Source organism: Streptomyces sp. NPDC053474 (genome assembly GCF_044544845.1).
Lineage (GTDB): Bacteria > Actinomycetota > Actinomycetes > Streptomycetales > Streptomycetaceae > Streptomyces.
In genome coordinates this window covers 58,591-80,020 of record NZ_JBITXV010000027.1, presented here as the reverse complement: position 1 = coordinate 80,020, position 21,430 = coordinate 58,591, and the positions used below count along the sequence as shown (strand labels likewise).

The 21,430-nt window shown below is 71.4% G+C and carries 12 protein-coding genes; 3 read left to right on the top strand and 9 right to left on the bottom strand.

Annotation, left to right across the window (positions count from 1 at the left end):
* Positions 1-145 precede the first annotated feature (145 nt).
* Both ACIG3E_RS39265 and nrdR read right to left on the bottom strand, forming a co-directional pair.
* The gene (locus ACIG3E_RS39265) at positions 146-3,037 is read right to left on the bottom strand and encodes a vitamin B12-dependent ribonucleotide reductase (RefSeq protein ID WP_399625653.1); all 2,892 of its coding nucleotides are present in this window, start codon (positions 3,035-3,037) and stop codon (positions 146-148) included.
* Positions 3,038-3,174: 137 nt separating this feature from the next.
* A complete protein-coding gene (nrdR, locus tag ACIG3E_RS39260; protein WP_399625651.1) occupies positions 3,175-3,729 on the bottom strand; it encodes a transcriptional regulator NrdR in 555 nt (184 codons plus the stop codon).
* A gap of 516 nt (positions 3,730-4,245) precedes the next feature.
* Between nrdR and lexA the strand changes: the two genes are divergently transcribed.
* Positions 4,246-5,031, top strand: coding sequence for a transcriptional repressor LexA (gene lexA, locus ACIG3E_RS39255; RefSeq protein WP_138962193.1), 786 nt, complete (start codon positions 4,246-4,248; stop codon positions 5,029-5,031).
* 630 nt (positions 5,032-5,661) lie between these two features.
* Here lexA and ACIG3E_RS39250 read toward each other — a convergent pair.
* The 5 genes from ACIG3E_RS39250 to ACIG3E_RS39230 all read right to left on the bottom strand — a co-directional run bounded on the left by ACIG3E_RS39250 (position 5,662) and on the right by ACIG3E_RS39230 (position 14,675).
* The gene (locus tag ACIG3E_RS39250) at positions 5,662-7,653 is read right to left on the bottom strand and encodes an ATP-dependent DNA helicase (RefSeq protein WP_399625647.1); all 1,992 of its coding nucleotides are present in this window, start codon (positions 7,651-7,653) and stop codon (positions 5,662-5,664) included.
* 40 nt (positions 7,654-7,693) lie between these two features.
* Complete coding sequence (locus ACIG3E_RS39245; RefSeq protein ID WP_399625645.1) at positions 7,694-9,541, bottom strand: IucA/IucC family protein; 1,848 nt, start codon at positions 9,539-9,541, stop codon at positions 7,694-7,696.
* A gap of 72 nt (positions 9,542-9,613) precedes the next feature.
* The gene (locus ACIG3E_RS39240; RefSeq protein WP_399625642.1) at positions 9,614-10,378 is read right to left on the bottom strand and encodes a GNAT family N-acetyltransferase; all 765 of its coding nucleotides are present in this window, start codon (positions 10,376-10,378) and stop codon (positions 9,614-9,616) included.
* A 91-nt stretch (positions 10,379-10,469) separates the two neighbouring features.
* A complete protein-coding gene (locus ACIG3E_RS39235; protein ID WP_399625640.1) occupies positions 10,470-12,863 on the bottom strand; it encodes an IucA/IucC family protein in 2,394 nt (797 codons plus the stop codon).
* A 174-nt stretch (positions 12,864-13,037) separates the two neighbouring features.
* The gene (locus tag ACIG3E_RS39230) at positions 13,038-14,675 is read right to left on the bottom strand and encodes a diaminobutyrate--2-oxoglutarate transaminase family protein (protein WP_399625638.1); all 1,638 of its coding nucleotides are present in this window, start codon (positions 14,673-14,675) and stop codon (positions 13,038-13,040) included.
* Positions 14,676-15,051: 376 nt separating this feature from the next.
* Here ACIG3E_RS39230 and ACIG3E_RS39225 point away from each other — a divergent pair, with 376 nt between their 5' ends.
* Positions 15,052-16,281 carry a trypsin-like serine peptidase gene (locus ACIG3E_RS39225; RefSeq protein WP_399625636.1) on the top strand — a complete coding sequence of 410 codons (1,230 nt, stop codon included), beginning with the start codon at positions 15,052-15,054 and terminating at the stop codon, positions 16,279-16,281.
* Between the two features lie 366 nt (positions 16,282-16,647).
* A complete protein-coding gene (locus ACIG3E_RS39220; protein WP_399625634.1) occupies positions 16,648-17,862 on the top strand; it encodes a trypsin-like serine peptidase in 1,215 nt (404 codons plus the stop codon).
* Between the two features lie 211 nt (positions 17,863-18,073).
* On the opposite strand, the gene hflX is transcribed toward ACIG3E_RS39220, so the two are convergent.
* Positions 18,074-19,564, bottom strand: a complete 1,491-nt coding sequence (gene hflX, locus ACIG3E_RS39215) for a GTPase HflX (protein ID WP_399625632.1) — start codon at positions 19,562-19,564, stop codon at positions 18,074-18,076.
* Between the two features lie 302 nt (positions 19,565-19,866).
* A complete protein-coding gene (locus ACIG3E_RS39210) occupies positions 19,867-21,417 on the bottom strand; it encodes a M1 family metallopeptidase (RefSeq protein ID WP_399625631.1) in 1,551 nt (516 codons plus the stop codon).
* Positions 21,418-21,430 lie beyond the last annotated feature (13 nt).

Sequence of the window (21,430 nt, the reverse complement as noted above, 5' to 3'; positions counted from 1 at the left end):
ATACCCCCCCCCCCCTCCTGCGCCCCCCCCCCCCCCCGCCGCCGCCGGCGCCCCCCCCGCCCCCGGGGGGGGGGGGGGGCGGGTTGGGGGGGGGGGGGGGCCGCCCCCCCCCCCCCCCCACCCCTCATCTCACGGCGTCAAGCGGTCAGCTGCAGCCGCTGGTGGAGCCGCAGCCCTCGCAGATGTAGCACGAGCCCGCGCGCTGCATCTTCGTACCGCAGGAGAAGCACAGCGGCGCGTCCGCCTGGATGCCCAGCTGCATCTCGACGAGCTCGGCGCTGGTGTGCGCCTGCTGCGGAGCGGGCACCTCGGCCTTCGCCACCGGGGCGGCGACGGCCTTCAGGGTCTCCGTCTGGCGCGGAGCGGACTGGGCCAGGCCCTCCACGTCGACGTCCTCGTCGGCCGGCTCGTACGAACCGGTCTCCAGGTGGCGCTGACGCTCCTCGGCGGAGTGGATGCCGAGCGCGGAGCGGGTCTCGAAGGGCAGGAAGTCCAGCGCCAGGCGGCGGAAGATGTAGTCGACGATCGACTGCGCCATCCGCACGTCCGGGTCGTCGGTCATGCCGGCCGGCTCGAAGCGCATGTTCGTGAACTTGGAGACGTACGTCTCCAGGGGCACGCCGTACTGCAGACCGACGGAGACGGCGATGGAGAAGGCGTCCATCATGCCCGCGAGGGTGGAGCCCTGCTTGGACATCTTCAGGAAGACCTCACCGAGACCGTCGTCCGGGTAGGAGTTCGCGGTCATGTAGCCCTCGGCGCCGCCCACCGTGAAGGAGGTGGTGATGCCGGGACGGCCCTTGGGCAGACGCTTGCGGACCGGACGGTACTCGACGACCTTCTCGACGGCCTCGCGGATCGTCGCCTCGGTCTTCTCCGTGACCTCGGCCTTCTCCTCTTCCTTCTTCTTGGCGGAGAGGGGCTGGCCGACCTTGCAGTTGTCGCGGTAGATCGCGAGCGCCTTGACGCCCATCTTCCAGGCCTCGAAGTAGACCTCTTCGACGTCCTCGACGGTCGCCGTCTCCGGCAGGTTGACCGTCTTGGAGAGCGCGCCGGAGATCCACGGCTGGATGGCCGCCATCATGCGGACGTGGCCCATCGCGGAGATGGAGCGCTCGCCCATGGCGCAGTCGAAGACCTCGTAGTGCTCGGTCTTCAGGCCCGGGGCGTCGATCACATTGCCGTGCTCGGCGATGTGGGCGACGACCGCCTCGATCTGCTCCTCCTGGTAGCCCAGGCGGCGCAGGGCCTGCGGCACGGTGCCGTTGACGATCTGCATCGAGCCGCCGCCGACGAGCTTCTTGAACTTGACCAGGGCCAGGTCGGGCTCGAGGCCGGTGGTGTCGCAGGACATCGCGAGACCGATGGTGCCGGTGGGGGCGATGACCGAGGCCTGGGAGTTACGGAAACCGTTCTTCTCGCCGAGGCGCTGGACGTCCTGCCAGGCCTCCGTGGCGGCGGCCCAGATCGGGGTGTCCAGGTCGTCCATGCGGACGGCCGCGGCGTTGGCGTCGGCGTGCTGCTTCATGACGCGCTGGTGCGGCTCGGCGTTGCGGGCGTAGCCGTCGTACGGGCCGACGACCGCGGCGAGCTCGGCGGAGCGCTTGTACGAGGTGCCGGTCATCAGCGACGTGATGGCACCGGCGAGGGCGCGGCCGCCGTCGGAGTCGTACGCGTGGCCGGTGGCCATCAGCAGGGCGCCGAGGTTGGCGTAGCCGATGCCGAGCTGGCGGAAGGCGCGGGTGTTCTCGCCGATCTTCTGGGTCGGGAAGTCGGCGAAGCAGATGGAGATGTCCATCGCCGTGATGACCAGCTCGACGACCTTGGCGAAGCGCTCGGACTCGAAGGACTGGTTGCCCTTGCCGTCGTCCTTGAGGAACTTCATCAGGTTCAGCGAGGCGAGGTTGCAGGACGTGTTGTCCAGGTGCATGTACTCGCTGCACGGGTTCGAGCCGTTGATGCGGCCGGACTCCGGGCAGGTGTGCCAGGCGTTGATCGTGTCGTCGTACTGGATGCCCGGGTCGGCGCAGGCCCAGGCCGCCTCGGCCATCTTGCGGAAGAGCGACTTGGCGTCGACCTCCTCGATGACGTCGCCGGTCATCCGGGCGCGCAGGCCGAACTTGCCGCCGGACTCCACGGCCTTCATGAACTCGTCGTTCACGCGGACCGAGTTGTTGGCGTTCTGGTACTGGACGGACGTGATGTCGTCGCCGCCCAGGTCCATGTCGAAGCCCGCGTCGCGCAGCGCGCGGATCTTCTCCTCTTCCTTGACCTTGGTCTCGATGAAGCCCTCGATGTCGGGGTGGTCGACGTCGAGGATGACCATCTTGGCCGCACGGCGGGTGGCGCCGCCCGACTTGATCGTTCCTGCGGAGGCGTCGGCACCCCGCATGAAGGAGACCGGACCCGAGGCGTTGCCTCCGGAGGACAGCAGTTCCTTGGAGGAACGGATGCGGGAGAGGTTCAGGCCGGCGCCGGAGCCGCCCTTGAAGATCATGCCCTCTTCCTTGTACCACTCGAGAATCGACTCCATGGAGTCGTCGACCGAGAGGATGAAGCAGGCGGAGACCTGCTGCGGCTGGGGCGTGCCGACGTTGAACCACACCGGCGAGTTGAAGCTGAAGATCTGGTGCAGGAGGGCGTACGCCAGCTCGTGCTCGAAGATCTCGGCGTCCGCGGGGGAGGCGAAGTACTTGTGGTCCTCGCCGGCCTTCCGGTACGTCTTCACGATGCGGTCGATGAGCTGCTTGAGGCTGACCTCGCGCTGCGGGGTGCCGACCGCGCCCCGGAAGTACTTGCTCGTGACGATGTTGACCGCGTTCACCGACCAGAAGTCGGGGAACTCGACGCCGCGCTGCTCGAAGTTGACCGAACCGTCGCGCCAGTTGGTCATGACGACGTCACGACGCTCCCAGGCCACCTCGTCGTAAGGGTGCACGCCGGGGGTCGTGTGGATGCGCTCGATGCGCAGGCCCTTGCCGCCCTTGGCTCCCTTGGCGCGGGAACCTCGTGCGGGGCCGCTCGTCGTCTCGGTCATGCCGCCTCCCTGTATCAGGCTAAAACGCCCTGAAGTGCCGCGTTCTTCCCGCAGCACGGTGTGTGTCTTGATGTCGCGAGCACCCGCGCGGGCACCTCGTGACAGGTCTGGTTGCCGCCGAACCGTCGGCAGGACGGTCAGTCGGCGGCAGTGGCAGGCTGCGGGACTTCTGCAGTCCCTCCGGGCCCGCGGCCGGTCGCGGCACGCTCCGCGCCGGAGCCGTCCGGCGCGCGGTCACCCCGCTCCTCGCACCGGGCCCTCAGCTCCACGATCGCGGCCTCGAAGTCCTCGAGCGAATCGAACGCCCGGTACACGGACGCGAAGCGCAGATAGGCGACGAGGTCGAGCTCCTGCAGCGGGCCGAGTATGGCGAGGCCCACGTCATGGGTGGTCAGTTCGGCGCTTCCCGTGGCCCGCACCGCTTCCTCGACCCGCTGGCCCAGCTGAGCCAGCGCGTCCTCCGTCACCGGCCGCCCCTGGCATGCCTTGCGGACGCCATTGATGACCTTGGTACGGCTGAAGGGTTCGGTCACGCCGCTGCGCTTGACCACCATCAGTGAGCACGTCTCGACCGTCGTGAAACGGCGCGAGCAGTCCGGGCACTGACGACGCCTGCGGATCGACGTGCCGTCATCCGTGGTGCGGCTGTCGACTACGCGGCTGTCGGGGTGCCTGCAGAAGGGGCAGTGCATGGAACTCCCAACCCTCCTTCATGGCACGACTCACAAGCCTCTGTGGACCCTTGAGGCCCTCGAAGCAGCCCCAAGCATAGGCGATGCCGGAGGTCCCGATGGACCGGGGACCACAACTTCTGGGCTGCGGTCGCAATCCAACCACTAGATCTGGGGTTTGCCGGAAATTTCGACGCCGTCGCGTGTCGCGCCGATCGCTCCCGCGCGCCGCGCCGTCCACCCCTTGCGCGCCCTGGGTCCGACCGCGCCAACGCCACCCGAGAGGGGTCGGTGCGGGGTTGACGAGGCCGCGGATGGCACTATGAGAGCCTCACTCGACAGGGTTACGACCCCGGCGGTGAAGCGTACCGTAATGAGCCGAAATGTCTTTCGGTCCGCGCGATAGCCATACACCTGAGCGCATGGTCACGTCAGGCAATCTTCGATTTTTCACTCGAACGTGTGTTTGGCGCAACCTTTCGAAAGCAACTACCGTTGGCTAACTAGGGAGAACATCTCGTAGAGGGGCCGACCGACGTGACCACCACCGCAGACAGCGCCACTATCACTGCCCAGGACCGCTCCCGGAGCCGATTCGAGCCGGTGCATGCCATGAATGACGCAGCCACGAACCAGGAGGGGCCCAAGCCCACTCGCTCCCTGCCGGGCCGACCTCCAGGAATCCGCGCCGACAGCTCCGGGCTCACGGATCGCCAGCGCAGGGTGATCGAGGTCATCAGGGACTCGGTGCAGCGGCGTGGTTACCCGCCGTCGATGCGGGAGATCGGGCAGGCGGTCGGCCTCTCCAGCACTTCCTCGGTGGCGCACCAGCTGATGGCCCTGGAACGCAAGGGATTCCTGCGCCGCGACCCGCACCGCCCGCGCGCGTACGAGGTCCGCGGCTCGGACCAGCCCAGCACCCAGGCCACGGACACGACGGGCAAGCCCGCCGCCTCGTACGTCCCCCTCGTCGGCCGTATCGCCGCGGGTGGTCCGATCCTCGCCGAGGAGTCCGTCGAGGACGTGTTCCCCCTCCCCCGGCAGCTCGTCGGCGACGGTGAGCTGTTCGTCCTGAAGGTCGTCGGCGACTCCATGATCGAGGCAGCGATCTGCGACGGCGACTGGGTGACGGTCCGCCGCCAGCCCGTCGCGGAGAACGGCGACATCGTCGCCGCCATGCTCGACGGCGAAGCCACCGTGAAGCGCTTCAAGCGCGAGGACGGCCACGTTTGGCTGCTGCCCCACAACGCCGCGTACCAGCCGATCCCCGGCGACGAGGCGACGATCCTCGGCAAGGTGGTGGCGGTCCTGCGCCGGGTGTGAGCCCTGTGCCCCCGACCGGGCCCCGGAACCCACTGCGCCGGTTCCGGGGCCCTGCTCTGTGCCCTGGGGCTTGGGGGCTGCGCTCTTGGCTCTTCGGGGCGGGTAAGAGTGCCCCTAGGCGCCGCCCGGGGAGGGCTGGGCCGCCCGGGAGAGCGCCGTGGGAATCCGGATGGCGCGGGGGCTGGCCTCCGTGACGCGCGGGCGTCGAGCGGCCTTGTGACGCGGCCCGCGCGAGGACGCCGCCGGGCTGACGGGACGCCGCCGAGCTGACGCCACCCGTGCAAGGACGCCGTCCGGAGCGACGCCGTCCGCGCGGTGCCGCCGTCCAGGCTGTCGCCACCCGCGCGGTGACGCCATCGGGGGTGACACCACCTGTGCGAGGACGCCATCCGGGGGGCGCCACCCGGGGTGACGCCGCCCGCGCAAAGACGCCGTCCAGGGCGACGCCCCCCGCGCGGTGCAGCCGTCCAGGCTGTCGCCACCCGCGCGGTGCAGCCGTCCGGAGGGACACCACCCGCCTGGTAACGGCCACCCGCGGTGGCGGCCACCCGCAGCGCCGCCGCCACGCGATGCCGCGGCCGCCCACCTACGCGATACCACCGGCGCCCGCCGGACGCGCCGCTCCCCCGGCTACTCGCTCTTCTCCTCGGCCGCAGCCCCCTTCTCCTTGGCCACCGCGTCGATCGCCGCCAGTGAGCGGCGGGCCTGATTGCGGTCCGTGGTGTACCAGAAGTCGGGAAGCGACGCCCGCAGATAGCTGCCGTACCGGGCGGTAGCCAGGCGCGGGTCCAGGATCGCGACCACACCGCGGTCCCCCGACGCCCGTACGAGACGGCCGGCGCCCTGCGCCATCAGCAGGGCGGCGTGCGTCGCCGCGACCGCCATGAAGCCATTGCCGCCCGCCTCGTCCACGGCCTTCTGGCGGGCGCTCATCAGCGGGTCGTCCGGGCGCGGGAACGGGATCTTGTCCATGACCACCAGCTGACAGCTGGTCCCCGGCACGTCGACGCCCTGCCACAGCGAGAGCGTGCCGAAGAGGCAGGTCTGCTCGTCGGCCGCGAAGTTCTTGATCAACTCGCCCAGGGTCTCCTCCCCCTGGAGCAGGATCGGCATGTCGAGGCGCCCACGCAGCTCCTCGGCCGCCGACTGCGCCGCGCGCATCGAGGAGAACAGGCCGAGCGTGCGCCCGCCCGCGGCCTCGATCAGCTCGGCGAGCTCGTCCAGCATGTCCTCGCGCGTGCCGTCGCGTCCTGGGCGGGCCAGATGCTGGGCGACGTACAGGATGCCCTGCTTGCGGTAGTCGAAGGGCGAGCCGACGTCCACGCCCTTCCACACCGGGGTGTCCTCGGCGCGCGTGCCCTCGGGGGCCAGGCCCAGGGACGCCCCCACCCCGTTGAAATCGCCGCCGAGCTTGAGCGTGGCGGACGTGAGGATCACCGAGCGGTCGGTGAAGAGCTTCTCCCGGAGGAGGCCCGACACCGACATGGGCGCCACGCGCAGGGAGGCGCCGAAGCGGTCGTGGCGCTCGTACCAGACGACGTCGTACTCGGAGCCGGTCGTGATGCGCTCGGCCACGTCGTGGATGGTCTCCACGGAGGCCAGGGCCTGCTTGCGGACGGCGTCCTCGTCCTGTACCGACTTGTCGCGGGTGGTGCCGAGCGCGGTGATGACCCCCCGGGCGGCGTCACGCAAGGCCATCAGCGCGTAGGCGAGGTCCTCCGGGATCTCCTCCAGGCGGCCGGGCAGCGCCAGCTCCATCAGCCGCTCGAAGCCCTCGGCAGCCGTCTGGAGCTGGTCCGCGACCTTCTCGTCGACCAGCTTCGCCGCGCGGCGCACCGCGCGGTTGACCTGCCCCGGAGTGAGCTCGCCCGTGGCGACGCCGGTCACCCGGGAGACCAGCTCGTGGGCCTCGTCCACGATCAGCACTTCGTGCTGCGGGAGGACCGGGGCGCCCTCGATCGCGTCGATGGCGAGGAGGGCGTGGTTGGTGACCACGACCTCGGCGAGCTTGGCGCGCTCGCGGGCGGCCTCGGCGAAGCACTCCTGGCCGTACGCGCAGCGGGAGGCGCCCAGGCACTCCCGGGAGGAGACGGACACCTGGGCCCAGGCCCGGTCGGAGACCCCGGGGGTGAGGTCGTCGCGGTCGCCGCTCTCGGTGTCGTCGGCCCAGTCCCGCAGGCGCAGCAGGTCCCGGCCGAGCTTGCTGGTGGGGGCCGCCGCCTCGAACTGGTCGAAGAGTCCCTCTTCCTCCTCCTGGGGCACGCCTTCGTGGAGGCGGTGCAGGCACAGGTAGTTCGACCGGCCCTTGAGCATGGCGAACTGGGGGCGGCGGCGCAGCAGCGGATGCAGGGCGTCCACCGTCCGCGGCAGGTCCCGCTCCACGAGCTGGCGCTGCAGCGCCAGGGTGGCCGTCGCGACGACGACCCGCTCCCCGTGGGCCAGCGCGGGCACCAGATAGCCGAGGGACTTGCCGGTGCCTGTGCCGGCCTGGACCAGCACGTGGGAACCGTCGTCGATCGCCTCGGCGACGGTCTCGGCCATGGTCACCTGGCCAGGGCGCTCCGTGCCTCCGACGGCGGCGACGGCGGCGTGCAGGAGCTCGGGGAGTGAGGGCTTCGTCATAGCCCGACCACCCTACGGTGCCCCACTGACAACGCCGTCCTCAAGGCTGATGGAGCGGGTTCGGCACGGTCCCGTGAACGGCGGCGTGCGGGCGCTCGGAGCGGTCGCGGTAGCCGTCGAGGTGGAGCCGGTTGCGGTTCAGGCACAGCCGGTCGATACGGGGCGTGAGCAGGTCGAACATCTCGTAGCGCTCCTTGAGCTCGGGAGCGCGGGCCTGGTGGCGCAGGACCTCGGCACGCACGAGGGCCCAGAAGCCGGATTCGGTGACGCCCAGGTGTTCCTCGCACAGCGGAGCCAGATAGCGGAAGACGCCGACGAAGAGCCCGGCGTGGATGAACTGGGTGAGGAAGGCGGGGGGCTCGGTCAGCAGGATGTCGCGCACGGCGGGCGGCATGGAGTCGTGCTCCGGCACGCGCTTGGCACTGACGTTCACGTCGTCTACGAAGTCCTTCACCGCGAGCCGTACGGGAACGTCACTGTCGTCGAAAACGACGATGGTGTTCTCACCGTGGGGCGAGAACACCGTGCCGTACCGGTAGAGGAACTGCAGCAGGGGCGGCAGGAGCGTCGCGAACAGATGGCTCAGCCAGACGGTCGGCGTCAGACCGGAGCGCTCGACGAGCTCGGCGACAAGGGCGCGCCCCCGCGGGTCGGTGTGCAGCAGACAGGCGAGGGTGCGGGCGCGCTCCCCCGGCGCGAGGTAGCGCGTGAGGGGCTCGCGCCAGATGGCGCCCAGCAGTTCCTTGTATTGGTAGGGAACTTCCGGCAACGAGTCGTATACGGGGTGCTCGACAGCTACGGAGGCGACCTCTCCGAGGAGGATGACACGGCACTCGTCGCGCAGGAACGTGTCGGCGTCGCGCAAGGCGTGCACCCAGGAGGTGACGGCCGGGGCGGCGAGGGTGCGCTCGGTGGGCAGGCCGCGCCACACGAGGGTGTTGAGGACCGACAGCGGCAGCTTGATGGTGTGTCGGTCGGGGCGCGTGGTGTTCAGGAATGTACGGATGGACTGCTGCGGCAGGCGCAGGTCGCCGTCGGTCGGCAGCGGGACGATCTTCCCGGAGGCGACGGACGGCGCGAAGAGGGGCAGCACGACGTCGTCCCACTGCCACGGGTGCACCGGCAGATAGAGGTACTCCTCCGGATCGAGTCCACGCGCGCGGAGCAGGGCGGCGTAGGACTCCCGCGTACCGGGGGCGAGTTCGCGGGCGTAGAGCTTGTCGGAGGTGGCAAGGCCCGTCACGCCGCGGTAGCGGGCGAGGCTGGTGTGGACCGCGATCCAGGGGATCGTCGTGCTGGTGCGGGCCTCGGGGGCCCAGTGCCGTGCGTCGGTCGCGGAGAAGCCGATGCGGCCCTTGTTGAGGACGAGCCAGGGGTGGCCGGTCTGGTGCCCTTCGAGTTCCGCGTATCCGAGGTCGGCCAGCTGGGCCGCGCTCAGCGCCCCGTTGTCCAGCCGGGTGTCGGCGCTGAGGGTGGCGGTCAGTTCGCGGATGAGGTGGCCGAGCGTGGCGCCGTCCAGGCCGAGGGTGCGGCGCGCCGCGGTCAGGAACCGCAGCGGGTCGGTCAGCGCCTGGGGCCGGTCGGCGCCTTCGGCGAGGGCCAGGCTGGCCGGGTCCACGCGCCAGCTGCCGTATGCCCCGCGCCGGGCACGGAAGGTGAGGAGGGGGCGGGGCTGCTCGCCCGTGACGGGTTCGTCGAGGGGGAGGCGGTACGTCGCCGAGTCCTCCTCCTCGGGGACGGGCTGGATGATCTCCTCGTACGCGAACTCGCTGATGATCTTGGCGAGCAGGCGTCGGCCCGCCTGCTCCCAGCGGTCGTGTGTCAGCTCGGGCGGGTCGTAGAGCGCGGCGGGGTCCTGGGGTTTGTGGGGTTCTGAGGGATTCGGCACGGGGACTCCTCTGGGAGGGAACCGGATCGGGTCGGGCGGCGTTGGGGAAGTGAGCAGGTCGTGCTGAGCGGGTCAGAGCAGGTCGCGCAGGGCCCGGTCACGGATCATGAGCGCGGCCCGCTTGTCGGGGAGGTCGACCTCTTCGGCGAAGCGGAAGCCCGCGCCGAGGAAGGCGGAGATGGAGGGGGTGTTGCGCAGGTCCGGTTCGGCTACGACACGTGCGCAGGAGGGGCGGTGGTCGAGTACGAGATCGGCGACGGCTCTGAGCAAGGTGCTGCCGAGTCCTCGGCCGCGGTCGGCGGCTCCGCCGATCAGGAGGTGAATTCCGGTGTCGTGGGGGCGGGCTGGGTAATGGCGCGCCAGCGGATCGAGATCGGCGCGGTAGATCTCCCAATAGCTCATGGGGGTGCCTGCGAGGACGCCTAGGCACGGGACGCTGCGTCCGTCTCCGTCGCACTGGGCCCGCAGGTGGGCGTCCGTGACGGAGGGAGGTCCGGCGAGCTCCCAGAACGCGGCGACGGCTGGGTCGTTCATCCACCGGCTGATGAGCGTCAGGTCGTGTTGGGGGCGCACGGGGACGAGGTGGAAGGCGCCGGTGTCGGTGGCCGCCGGGCCCCAGGCCGCGATGTGGTCGAGGAGGTCCTCCGGTGTCGGGGTGCCCGCCCCGCCTGCCGTCGGGTGCGCGTCGCCGCGGGGGGCGGCTGCCGCGCGGGCCGGTCGCCCGTTCGGCGTGCCGCGTTCGTCGGGCTGCCGCAGGTCGAGGGTCTCTTCGAAGTCCGTAGCGCCCGCGGTGGCGGGCTCGGTTCCGGCGTCGGTGCTCGCGTCGGTGGGAGGCACGACGTCGCTCCTCTCGGCAGGGGGCGGGTTCAGTGGGGCCGGGTGTGGTCCTCAGGGGTGGGTCACGACGGGCATGCGGCGAGGTGGACGGTCACATGTGGAGGGGGTTGGCGATGGTGACGTAGACGGACTGGGTGTCGACGGGCCCGACCAGTTCGTCGAGGCCGTGCAGCCGGGTCAGCAGGTTGGCCTTGCAGCGCAGCGCGGGTGAGTCGAGCAGCCGGGTGGGCAGGGGCGAGCTCAGTCGGCCGGGTCCGGAGGCCACATCGGTGAGGAAGCGGCGGAAGGCGGCCAGCAACAGCCGTTCGTCGGCCAGGCGTTGGGACCCGAGGGCTCCGATCAGACCGAGGACGTTGTTGATGCCGAGGTAGTAGGCGAAGCGTTCGTCGGTCACCTCGTCGGAGACGAAGGTGTCGCTGTGCTGCCCGATGCCGGGAAGTCGCTTCTCCAGCTCGGGGCGGTGGGACTCGCGGAAGTAGTAGCCCTGGTTGTCCCGGTAGCGGCCGCCCTTGGGCCAGCCGTCGGGGTCGAGCAGCAGCACCGTGTTCTGCTGGTGGGCTTCCAGGGCGACGCCTGCCTCGCTGTCCAGCCACAGCACGGGACGGACGACGCTTTCGAGGTACCGCAGGAACCACTCGGCGGCGACGGCTCCGCGCGGTCGGCCGGTGCGCCCGGCGAGACGGGTGATGATCTCGGCGAGCCGGGAGCGCATCGGCGGACGGTCCTGGTCTCCGCCCTGGCCCGTCGGCCGGGGCGAGACGAGGCCCGCGATGCAGGTGGCGTCGTCGGTGGGGCCGAAGGGGTTGTGCCGGATCATGACGTCGAGCCCCGCGACGGGGTTGCCGTCGGCCCCGGTGACGGCGAGCCAGGCGGGGTCGCGGATCACGTCGAAGCCGGGGTGGGCGGCCTGCCACTGTTCGCCGAGGCCACTGCGCAGCAGGCGGTGGACCTCGACGCCGCGGTGGAGTTCCTTGTGGAGGTTCTCGCGGCGGGAGTTGGTGATGCGCAGGCCCAGCGACAGCTTCAGCATGGCCGGGGCGCCGGAGCGGTAGAGGGTGCGTACGGAGGAGGTGGGCGACCAGGGCGTGCCGTGCGGGCCGCAGTCCTTGAGGAGCCCGGCGGCCAGGAGGTCGGCGGCTTCGGGGCGGTGCTTGAGTTCCCGCATCTGCCACGGGTGCACGGGGAGCAGGGCGTGGCCGTCGGGCGGGGTCCGACCGGGCCCGGCCAGGCGGGCGGTGAGCTGCTCGGCCGGGACGGTGCGGCCTCTCTCGGTCCAGGCCGAGGCCGTGGCCAGGACGGAGCGATCGACCGCGAGCCAGTGCAGGGGGAAGGAGCCGCGCAGTTCAGGTGAGTAGAGCCGGGATTCGGTGCGGGACAGGCCCTCGCGGCTCTTCGGGGTCGGATGCAGGGGGTGACCGAGAAGGAGGGATTGTTCGGCGGCGAGGAAGAGATCAGGGGTGTCGTCCAGGTTGTCCCTGCGCTCGGCGAGGAAGTCGGCGGTGCGGCGGACGGAGTCGGCGACGCGGGCGACGAGGTCGGCGCCGTCAGCGGAGTCCTGGGGTGCGGGCGTGGAGGTCCTCGACGCGTCGGGCATCGCGGGCCCGCCCACGGCTGGGGGCGCCCCGGGGAGGGCTCCGGCCGCACCTGCCCCGGTCGCGGCCGGTGCCGGTAGGCCTGTCGGGGGCTGCCGGGTGGGCATGCGAGGGCTGGGCGGCTGGCCCGTGGCGCCCGGGGGCAGCGTGGCGGCCTCGGATGCCCTGGCCTCCGGCGCGGCCTGGTCGGTGGCCTTGGTCTCAGGCGCCTCGACACCGGACGCGGCTGCCTCGGCTGCCTCGGCCGTCTTGGCCCCGTGCGCCGCGACCCCAGGCGCCCTTGCCTCGGCCTGCTTGGTCTCAGCCGCATGAGCCTCAGGCGGCTGGGGAGCCGATGACACCGGGCCCGACTCGTCCAACTCCGGCGTGCCGTTGGTTCGTTCCTGCCCAGGCAAGGGGTCGGCTCGCTCGGCGCGGGAGGCACCGGAGGTCTCGGGCGCGGGTGCGCCGCCTCCCTCCGCGGCGGCGTTCTCGCGGCTGAGTAGGGCGGCGACCGTGACCGCGTCGACCGGGGGTGCCGAGTCGGGGCCGTCCTCCAGATAGGGGAGGCCGAAGCGGTGCCAGCCGGTCGGGGACCAGTAGTCGACGGGGACCAACAGGGCGGTGGCGCTGGCGCGCAGGGGGATGCGGAGGGTGCCGTGGTCGGGGGCGGGGATGGCGTTCTCCCGCACCCAGCAGCGCAGCAGGTTCTCGACGGCGGCGGCCTGGGCGGCGATCTGCGGGTCGGGGTGGTCGAGGAGGTCGGCCGTACTGTGCGGCAGGCGCTTGGCCTCGTGGGCCCTGCCCTTCTGCTGGGGGACTGTGCCGGACTCCGCAGCCAGCGGGGATTGCGTGCCGCAGGCGCCTGAGGGGTGCGGTTGGGAACGGCCGTCGGGTGCGGGGGTGGCGTTCAAGGGGCTTCCTTGCGTGGTGTCGGGCTCCGTGTGGCGACGGGCAGGGGCTGGGCTGGGACGAGGGGGGACATGGGGTGCGGTCGGCCGCCACCGGAGCAGTCCGGCTCTGTCGTGATCAACGTCGTGATCAGCGGAGCAGGGAAGCGGCGGACAGTGGGGCGAGGAAGGCGGTGGCTATCTGTGCTGGGCGCGTGTCGCCGTGTCGAGCGCGTCGGCGAGGCGATCGAGGACGGCGGTCGCCTGTTCGTCGGTGATGGTGAGGGGAGGCAGGAGGCGTACGACACTGGAGTGGCGGCCGCCGAGTTCGACGATGAGTCCGCGGCGCAGGCACTCGCGCTGCACGGCGGCGGCGAGTTCGGGGGCCGGAGGGTGAGGACGGGATTCCGGAAGGTCGTGCGCGGTGTCGCTCGGGCGCTGATGAGGATCGGCGTGTTCCCCCGACGCGGCCGCGTCGTACGGAGAGGGACGGGGCTGGGCGCCTGCGGAGTCGGCCCCTCCGGTGCGGGCATCCCCCTGGCGGGCGGCGGGGATGGTGCGCGCGGAGCCGGGGTGGTGGCTGTGCGCGGCGGATCCGGGGGCGGTTCCGGTGCGCCCGTCCCGCGCGGCGGAAGGCGGGCCGTCGTATCGGGAGGCACTCCTGGAATGACCGGAAGCGCTGTCGCTCAGGGCGGGTTGGCGGCCGCTCGGGTCGACCAGTTCCATGCCGAGCATGAGCCCGCGGCCGCGCACGTCGCCGACGCAGGAGTGCTCGTGGGCCAGGGAGCGCAGCCCGGCGAGCATGCGGGTGCCGAGGTCGGCGGCACGCTCGGCGAGGCGGTTCTCGCGGACGTGGGCCAGGGTCGCCGCGCCCGCGGCCATGGCGAGCTGGTTGCCGCGGAAGGTGCCCGCGTGGGCGCCGGGCGGCCAGACGTCGAGGTCGTCGCGGTAGACGACGACGGCGAGGGGCAGGCTGCCACCGATGGCTTTGGAGAGGACGAGGACGTCGGGCGTGACGCCGCTGTGCTCGACGGCCCAGAAGGCGCCGGTCCTCCCGACGCCGGTCTGCACTTCGTCCGCGATGAGCGGAATGCCCCGTGCCGCGGTGATGTCGCGCATCCGGCGCATCCAGGCGTCGGGTGCGGGGAGCACGCCGCCCTCCCCCTGTACGGGTTCGACGATCATCCCTGCCGGAGCGGGGACGCCGGACTTGGAGTCGTCCAGGACGCTCTCGGTCCAGCGGGCCGCGAGTTCGGCGCCGCGGGGACCGCCGATGCCGAAGGGGCAGCGGTAGTCCTGTGGATAGGGAAGGCGCGCCACGCGTACGTCCCGCGCGCCGCCGGATGCTTCGAGCGCCCCCGCCGTCATGCCGTGATACGCGCCGGTGAAGGCGAGCAGGCCTTCGCGTCCGGTGGCGGCGCGCACCAGTTTCAGCGCCGCCTCCACCGCGTCCGTGCCCGCGGGACCGCAGAACTGGACGCGGGCGCGCTCGGCGAAGCCGCGCGGGAGGGTGCGGAACAGCTCGGTGGTGAAGGCGTCCTTGACCGGTGTGGCCAGGTCGAGGACGTGCAGGGGCGCGCCGGAGTCGAGCACGGCACGGATGGCTTCCAGGACGACGGGGTGGTTGTGCCCGAGGGCGAGGGTGCCCGCACCGGAGAGGCAGTCCAGATAGCGCTGCCCGTCGGCGCCCTCGATCGTCATCCCTCTCGCACGCACGGGCACGATCGGCAGGGCGCGCGCATAGGTGCGCGCGGCGGACTCGCGCGCCGATTGACGGCGCAGGATCCCCTCGTGCGCCGCGGACACCACCGCGGGGACAGGCTCGGTCACGGCCACGGCTTTTCGTCCTCCCGCTGGGACTGGGCAGGTGCCCGTCGCATCCGGCCGGGTGCGGCAGGCGAGTTGACGCGGGGGCTGAACGCGTGTGGCGTGTCCCCCGTACGTACCAACGACGGCGAGTGCGGAGGATCACGGGTCGACCGAAGATCCTTGCCGTGACGGAACCGTTGCTGTTCCGTCAGCCGTCCCCAACCGCACCGGCATAGTGTGGGGTGCCGTTCATCAGCACCAAGGCGTTCAGAACCCCTGAGCACCACGGTGTTCAGTGATGACGGCGCTGCCGCGACAGGCGTACGGAATCCGTACGAAATGGCGTACGACACCACGATGTCCGGCATTTGGAACAGATTCGAAGCCCAGGGGGATTCTCACCATGCGACCCATACGTCCGCTCTTCACCGCTCGTCGTGGGAGGAGCGCGCGCGGCAAGACCTCCCCCGCGGCAGCCGCTGTGGTGCTCGGCGCGGCGCTCATCCTGACGGCGACGGCCTGTGGTCCCGGCGACGACAAGGACGACTCGTCCGCGTCCCAGCCGGGTGGCAACGGCGACGGTGACGGCAAGATCCAGCTTCCCGGCGATCTCAAGGACCGGCTCAAGGAGCACGGCATCGACATCGACAAGTGGAAGGACGGCGCCTGGCGGAACTGGGACAAGGACGACTGGCTGCGCGAGGCGGGCGACTTCGTCAACCCGATCATCGAGGGCCTGTGGGACCCGGACCGCATGCGGGACGCCGACAAGAACCCGGACCGGGGCGTCGACGACAACGACATCTCCGGTGACCAGGGCGTGACGGACCCGACCCCGAAGCCGGTCCAGGCGGCGTCCGTGAAGGCGCCGTACCACGACCAGGTCCCCGCGGCCGGGAAGCTGTTCTTCGACGGCCCCGAGGGCTCGATGGTCTGCTCGGCCACGGTCGTCAAGGACCCGAAGAACCCTGGCAAGTCGAACATGGTGTGGACCGCGGGCCACTGCGTCCACGCGGGCGCCAAGGGCGGCTGGTACCGGAACATCGCCTTCGTCCCCTCGTACAACGACGCGGGCAAGGCCACCGCGGACCTCCAGGGCGCGCCGAAGGAAGAAGTCGCTCCGTACGGCGTGTGGTGGGGCGACTGGGCGCAGACCTCGGACCAGTGGATCGAGCAGGGCGGTCCGACCGGCGGCAAGGGCGCTCCGTACGACTTCGCGGTGATCCATGTGACGCCGGAGAAGGGCAGCGAGGGCAAGTCCCTGGAGGAGACGGTCGGCAGCGCGCTGCCGGTGGACTTCAACGCTCCGGCCGTGCCGGACATCAAGGACATGACGGCGACGGGCTATCCGGCGGCGCCGCCGTTCGACGGCCAGAAGCAGTTCCAGTGCGCGGACAAGCCGGGGCGGCTTTCGATCAGCGAGCCCGACCCGACGATGTACCGCATCGGCTGCACCATGACCGGCGGTTCGTCCGGCGGCGGCTGGGTCGCCGCGGGCAAGGACGGCAAGCCCGCCCTGGTGTCGAACACCTCGATCGGCCCGGTGACGGCCGGTTGGCTGGCGGGTCCGCGCCTGGGTGACGAGGCCAAGGGCATCTACGACGCGGTCAGCAAGAAGTTCGCGGGCCGGTAGCGGCTCGCGGCCGCGCACGGCACACGGTGGGTTCGCTCGCGAGGGCGAACCCACCGGCCCCGTCCGACCGCGCCCCTCGGGGCCCATGGGGGCACCCGCCGTGCGCCGCACGAGTCCCGGTTTCCGCCGGGCTCAGAGACCCGGCGCTCGACCGGCCCCGGCGCACCCCACAGATCCGCTTTGTACGCGTACGCAACCGTACGTACGCGTACGCCGACGGGGGCGGCGAAACCTTCACGGGCCCGTCGCCGTTCGTCCCCAACTGCACAGGCATAGTGGGAGGCCACGTCGGCCCGGGCGGCGGATGCCGCGCCCATGCCTGACACGCACATGGCAAACACACGTTCCCACGGGGGTTACAGCTCCATGCGTTCCATTCGTGCGCCCTTCGCGCGCGGCCGCGGTCGCCGTACCGCGCTCGCCGTCACCGGGCTCGCCGCGACCCTGGCGCTCACCGCCACGGCCTGCGGGCCGGGCGACGACAAGGCCGGCGACAAGGCCGACTCCGGCACCTCGCGGGGTGCCGACAAGGGGTCCGGCTCGGGCGGCGGCGGGCTGCCCTCCGACCTCACCGACCGGCTCAAGGAGCACGGCATCGATCCGGACAAGTGGAAGGACGGTGCCTGGAAGGACTGGAGCAAGGACGACTGGCTGCGCGAGGCCAAGGACTTCGTCAACCCGGTCATAGAGGGCCTCTGGAAGCCCGAGCGCATGCGCAAGGCCAAGGACCCGAACAAGACGATCGCGGCGAAGGACGCGGCCGCCGACCAGGGCGCGACCGACCCGGAGCCCGAGCCGGTCAAGGCCGAGCCCGAGAAGACGCCGTACCACGAGCACGCCGCGCCCGTCGGCAAGATCTTCTTCGACTCCCCGGAGGGGTCGATGGTCTGCTCGGGCACGGTCGTGAAGGACCCGCGCAACCCGGGCAAGTCCAACCTCGTGTGGACCGCGGGCCACTGCGTGCACGCGGGCTCGAAGGGCGGCTGGTACCGCAACATCACCTTCGTGCCCGCCTACAACGACCTGGGCAAGTCCGAGGCCGAGCTGAGCAACGCCGCCCCGCAGGAGGTCTCCCCGTACGGCCAGTGGTGGGCGGACTGGGTGTCGACCTCCGGTGAGTGGATCGACCAGGGCGCCGCGTCGGGCGGCGCCGGTGCGCCGTACGACTACGCCGTGCTGCACGTGAAGCCGCAGCAGGGCAGCAAGTCCCTGGAGGAGACGGTCGGCAACGGGCTGGATGTCGACTTCTCGACCCCGTCCGCGCAGAGCGTGGGCTCGATGGGCGCCTGGGGCTACCCGGCCGCGCCGCCGTTCAACGGCCTGACCATGCACAAGTGCATCGGCAAGCCGGGCCGTCTGTCGCTGGACCCGGCGCAGCCGACGATGTACCGCATCGGCTGCACGATGACCGGTGGTTCGTCGGGCGGCGGCTGGTTCCGCCGGGCGAGCGACGGCGAGACCAAGCTCGTGTCCAACACCTCGATCGGCCCGGCGGAGAACACCTGGCTGGCCGGTCCGCAGCTGGGCTCCGGCGCCAAGCAGGTCTTCGACATGATGAGCGAGAAGTACGGGGCGCAGTAGGCCCTCGCCGATCGCTGCCGGGCCCTGCCGGTTCACGGCAGGACCCGGCAACCGCCCGGCACGGCGGAGGCCCCGCCCCCTTCCTAGGGGGCGGGGCCTCCGCCGTGTGCGTGCGCCACCGGGCCTCCGCCCTGTGCATGCGCCACGGGGCCTCCGCCCTGTGCGTGCGCCACCGGGCCTCCGCCGTGTGCGTGCGCGCGGGGCGCGGGCGTCAGTGCGCCGCGGGGACGAACGGCGCAAGCTCCGCCGCGAGCTCCTCGTGCACCCGGGCCTTGAGCAGCGTGCCGTCGGCGGTGTGCTCTTCGGAGAGCACCTCGCCGTCGGCGTGCGTGCGGGCGACGAGCTTGCCGTGGGTGTACGGCACGAGGGCCTCGATCTCGACCTCGGGTCGCGGCAGCTCGGCGTCGATGAGCCCGAGCAGCTCCTCGATGCCCGCGCCCGTGCGCGCGGAGACCGCGATCGCGTGCCGCTGCGTGCGCAGCAGCCGCTGGATGGTCAGCGGATCGGCGGCGTCCGCCTTGTTGATCACGACGATCTCGGGGATGTCCACCGCGCCGACCTCGCGGATCACCTCGCGTACCGCGGCGAGCTGCTCCTCGGGGGCGGGGTGCGAGCCGTCGACCACGTGCAGGATCAGATCGGACTCGCCGACCTCCTCCATCGTGGAGCGGAACGCCTCCACCAGGTGGTGCGGCAGGTGCCGGACGAATCCGACGGTGTCCGCCAGGGTGTACAGGCGGCCGCTCGGCGTCTCGGCCCTGCGGACGGTGGGGTCGAGGGTGGCGAACAGGGCGTTCTCCACCAGGACACCCGCGCCCGTGAGGCGGTTGAGCAGCGAGGACTTGCCCGCGTTCGTGTATCCGGCGATGGCGACCGAGGGGACCTTGTTGCGCTTGCGCTCCTGGCGCTTGATCTCGCGGCCCGTCTTCATCTCCGCGATCTCCCGGCGCATCTTCGCCATCTTCTCGCGGATCCGTCGCCGGTCCGTCTCGATCTTGGTCTCACCGGGGCCACGGGTGGCGAGGCCGCCGCCCTTGCCGCCGCCCATCTGCCGGGACAGCGACTGACCCCAGCCGCGGAGCCTCGGCAGCATGTACTGCATCTGGGCCAGGGCGACCTGGGCCTTGCCCTCTCGGGACTTGGCGTGTTGAGCGAAGATGTCGAGGATCAGGGCGGTCCTGTCGATCACCTTGACCTTGACGACGTCTTCGAGGTGGATCAGCTGGCCGGGGCTCAGCTCACCGTCGCACACGACGGTGTCCGCGCCGGTCTCGAGGACGATGTCCCGCAGCTCCAGGGCCTTGCCGGAGCCGATGTACGTGGCCGGGTCCGGCTTGTCGCGGCGCTGCACGACGCCGTCGAGCACGAGGGCGCCCGCCGTCTCCGCGAGGGCGGCCAGCTCGGCGAGGGAGTTCTCCGCGTCCTGAACCGTCCCGGAGGTCCAGACGCCGACGAGGACAACGCGCTCCAGACGGAGCTGTCGGTACTCGACTTCGGTGACGTCCTCGAGCTCGGTGGAGAGGCCAGCGACGCGGCGCAGCGCCGCCCGCTCGGCACGGTCGAACTGCTCGCCGTCCCGCGCTCCGTCGATCTCGTGGCTCCAGGCGACGTCCTCTTCCATCAGGGCATCGGCCCGAAGACCTTCGGGGTAGTTCTGCACGACACTCTGTGCGTCCTGGGAAAAGGAAGAAGAGGAGGTCATTGGGTCCTTTACGTCGATGGGAATCCGATGCGGGGCACCTCGGGGACGTTTGCCGTCCCCTGTCGCACCCTGGGTGCGGCAGTGCCTCGCGAGCGACGGCGCCACCCGTCACCTTCGACAACGCGCACGACCGCCCCGGGATTCCCCGGATCGGACAGAACCGACCCTGAGATCTCCCCGAGGGGACGTCCCGGACGGGCCGCGCCGTCGACCTGAAGATGGTTGCACGGGACGGCCCGTCTCGTCACCTGGGTTATTGCCAGGTCTGTCACCTGGCGAAACGCCTCCCCGCAGGGTGTGACTCAGTGGTGGACGTGCCCTGCGGCGCCCGGGGCGCCGCCCGCCCGGCCCGCCTGCTTCTTGCCCGGGGCCTCCGACGTCCAGTCCGGGTGGCCCGGCATCGGCGGCGTCTTGGTGCCGTACAGCCAGGCGGCGAAGAACGCGCGCAGGTCCCGGCCCGAGACGTGCGAGGCCAGGCGCGTGAAGTCGGCCGTGGTCGCGGTTCCGTCGCGGTGGGCGCGCACCCACGCGCGCTCCACGCTCTCGAAGGCGGCCCGTCCGATCTCCTGCCGCAGCGCGTAGAGCACCAGCGCGCTGCCGTCGTACACGACGGGCCGGAAGAGGCTGATCTTCTCCCCCGGCTTGGGCGCCTTCGGTGCGGCGGGCGGGCCGCCCGCCGCGCGCCACTGGTCCGAGTACCGGTAGGCCTCGCGCATGCGCGTGCGCAGCTTGTGCCCGGACTTCTCCTCGCCGTAGAGGGCCTCGTACCAGGTGGCGTGCCCTTCGTTGAGCCACAGGTCGGACCAGGTGCGCGGGCTGACGCTGTCGCCGAACCACTGGTGCGCCAGTTCGTGGACCATGATCGTGTCCACGTACCACTCCGGGAACTCCGGCCGCGTGAACAGCTGCTTCTCGAAGAGCGACAGCGTCTGCGTCTCCAGGGCGAAGCCGGTCTGGGCGTCGGCGACGAGCAGCCCGTAGTTCTCGAACGGGTAGCGGCCGACCTTGCCCTCCATCCACGCGACCTGGCCGGGCGTCTTCTTGAGCCACCGCTCCAGCTTCTTGTGGCCCTTGGTCGGTACGACGTCCCGTACGGGGAGGCTGCGCGGGCCGGTGCGGTGCAGCACCGTGGAGCGGCCGATGGAGACCTGCGCCAGTTCGGTGGCCATGGGGTGTTCGGTGCGGTACGCCCATGTGGTGGTGGCCCCGGAGCGCGTCGTGGCCAGGGGGACGCCGTTGGCGACGGCCGTGAGCGCCTTGGGGGCGCTGACGCGGAAGGTGAAGCGGGCCTTGTCGGCCGGGTGGTCGTTGCAGGGGAAGACGCGGTGTGCGGCGTCGGCCTGGTTGGCCATGGCCAGGCCGTCGGCGGTGCGCACCCAGCCGCCCTCCTCCTTGCCGCCGACCGGGTGGCTGGTGTGGCGGACGGTGACCTGCATGCGCTGACCGCGCTCCACGCGCGCGTGGGGGGTGACGACGAGGTCTTCGCCGCTGGTGTCGAAGGTGGCGGGCGCTCCGTTGACGTCGACGGAGCGGACGTTGCCCTGGGAGAAGTCGAAGTTGATCCGCTCCAGCGGTGCGGTCGCGCGGGCGTCGATCTTCGTGACGGTGTCGAGCGGCTTGGCGTTGTCCCCGCCGTAGGTGAAGGCGATGTCGTACTCCAGGACGTCGTATCCCGGGTTGCCGAGGTGCGGGAAGAGCCGGTCGCCGATGCCGAGCGGGGCGGCGGGCTGCGGGACGCTCGCGGCGAGCAGGGCGGCGGAGGCGGCACTCGCGAGGAGGGCGATGGCGACGCGGACGGTCTTGGGCCGCGCGGCCGTGGTCCTCGGGGCCTGGGGGCGTGGGGTGAGCAGCATGAACTACCGCTAT

What these genes read in the sequence shown, in the direction of transcription:
- ACIG3E_RS39265 (WP_399625653.1), bottom strand. Translation starts at nt 3,037, where the DNA reads ATGACCGAGACGACGAGCGGCCCCGCACGAGGTTCCCGCGCCAAGGGA.
- nrdR (WP_399625651.1), bottom strand. Translation starts at nt 3,729, where the DNA reads ATGCACTGCCCCTTCTGCAGGCACCCCGACAGCCGCGTAGTCGACAGC.
- ACIG3E_RS39250 (WP_399625647.1), bottom strand. Translation starts at nt 7,653, where the DNA reads ATGACGAAGCCCTCACTCCCCGAGCTCCTGCACGCCGCCGTCGCCGCC.
- ACIG3E_RS39225 (WP_399625636.1), top strand. Translation starts at nt 15,052, where the DNA reads ATGCGACCCATACGTCCGCTCTTCACCGCTCGTCGTGGGAGGAGCGCG.
- ACIG3E_RS39220 (WP_399625634.1), top strand. Translation starts at nt 16,648, where the DNA reads ATGCGTTCCATTCGTGCGCCCTTCGCGCGCGGCCGCGGTCGCCGTACC.
- hflX (WP_399625632.1), bottom strand. Translation starts at nt 19,564, where the DNA reads ATGACCTCCTCTTCTTCCTTTTCCCAGGACGCACAGAGTGTCGTGCAG.
- ACIG3E_RS39210 (WP_399625631.1), bottom strand. Translation starts at nt 21,417, where the DNA reads ATGCTGCTCACCCCACGCCCCCAGGCCCCGAGGACCACGGCCGCGCGG.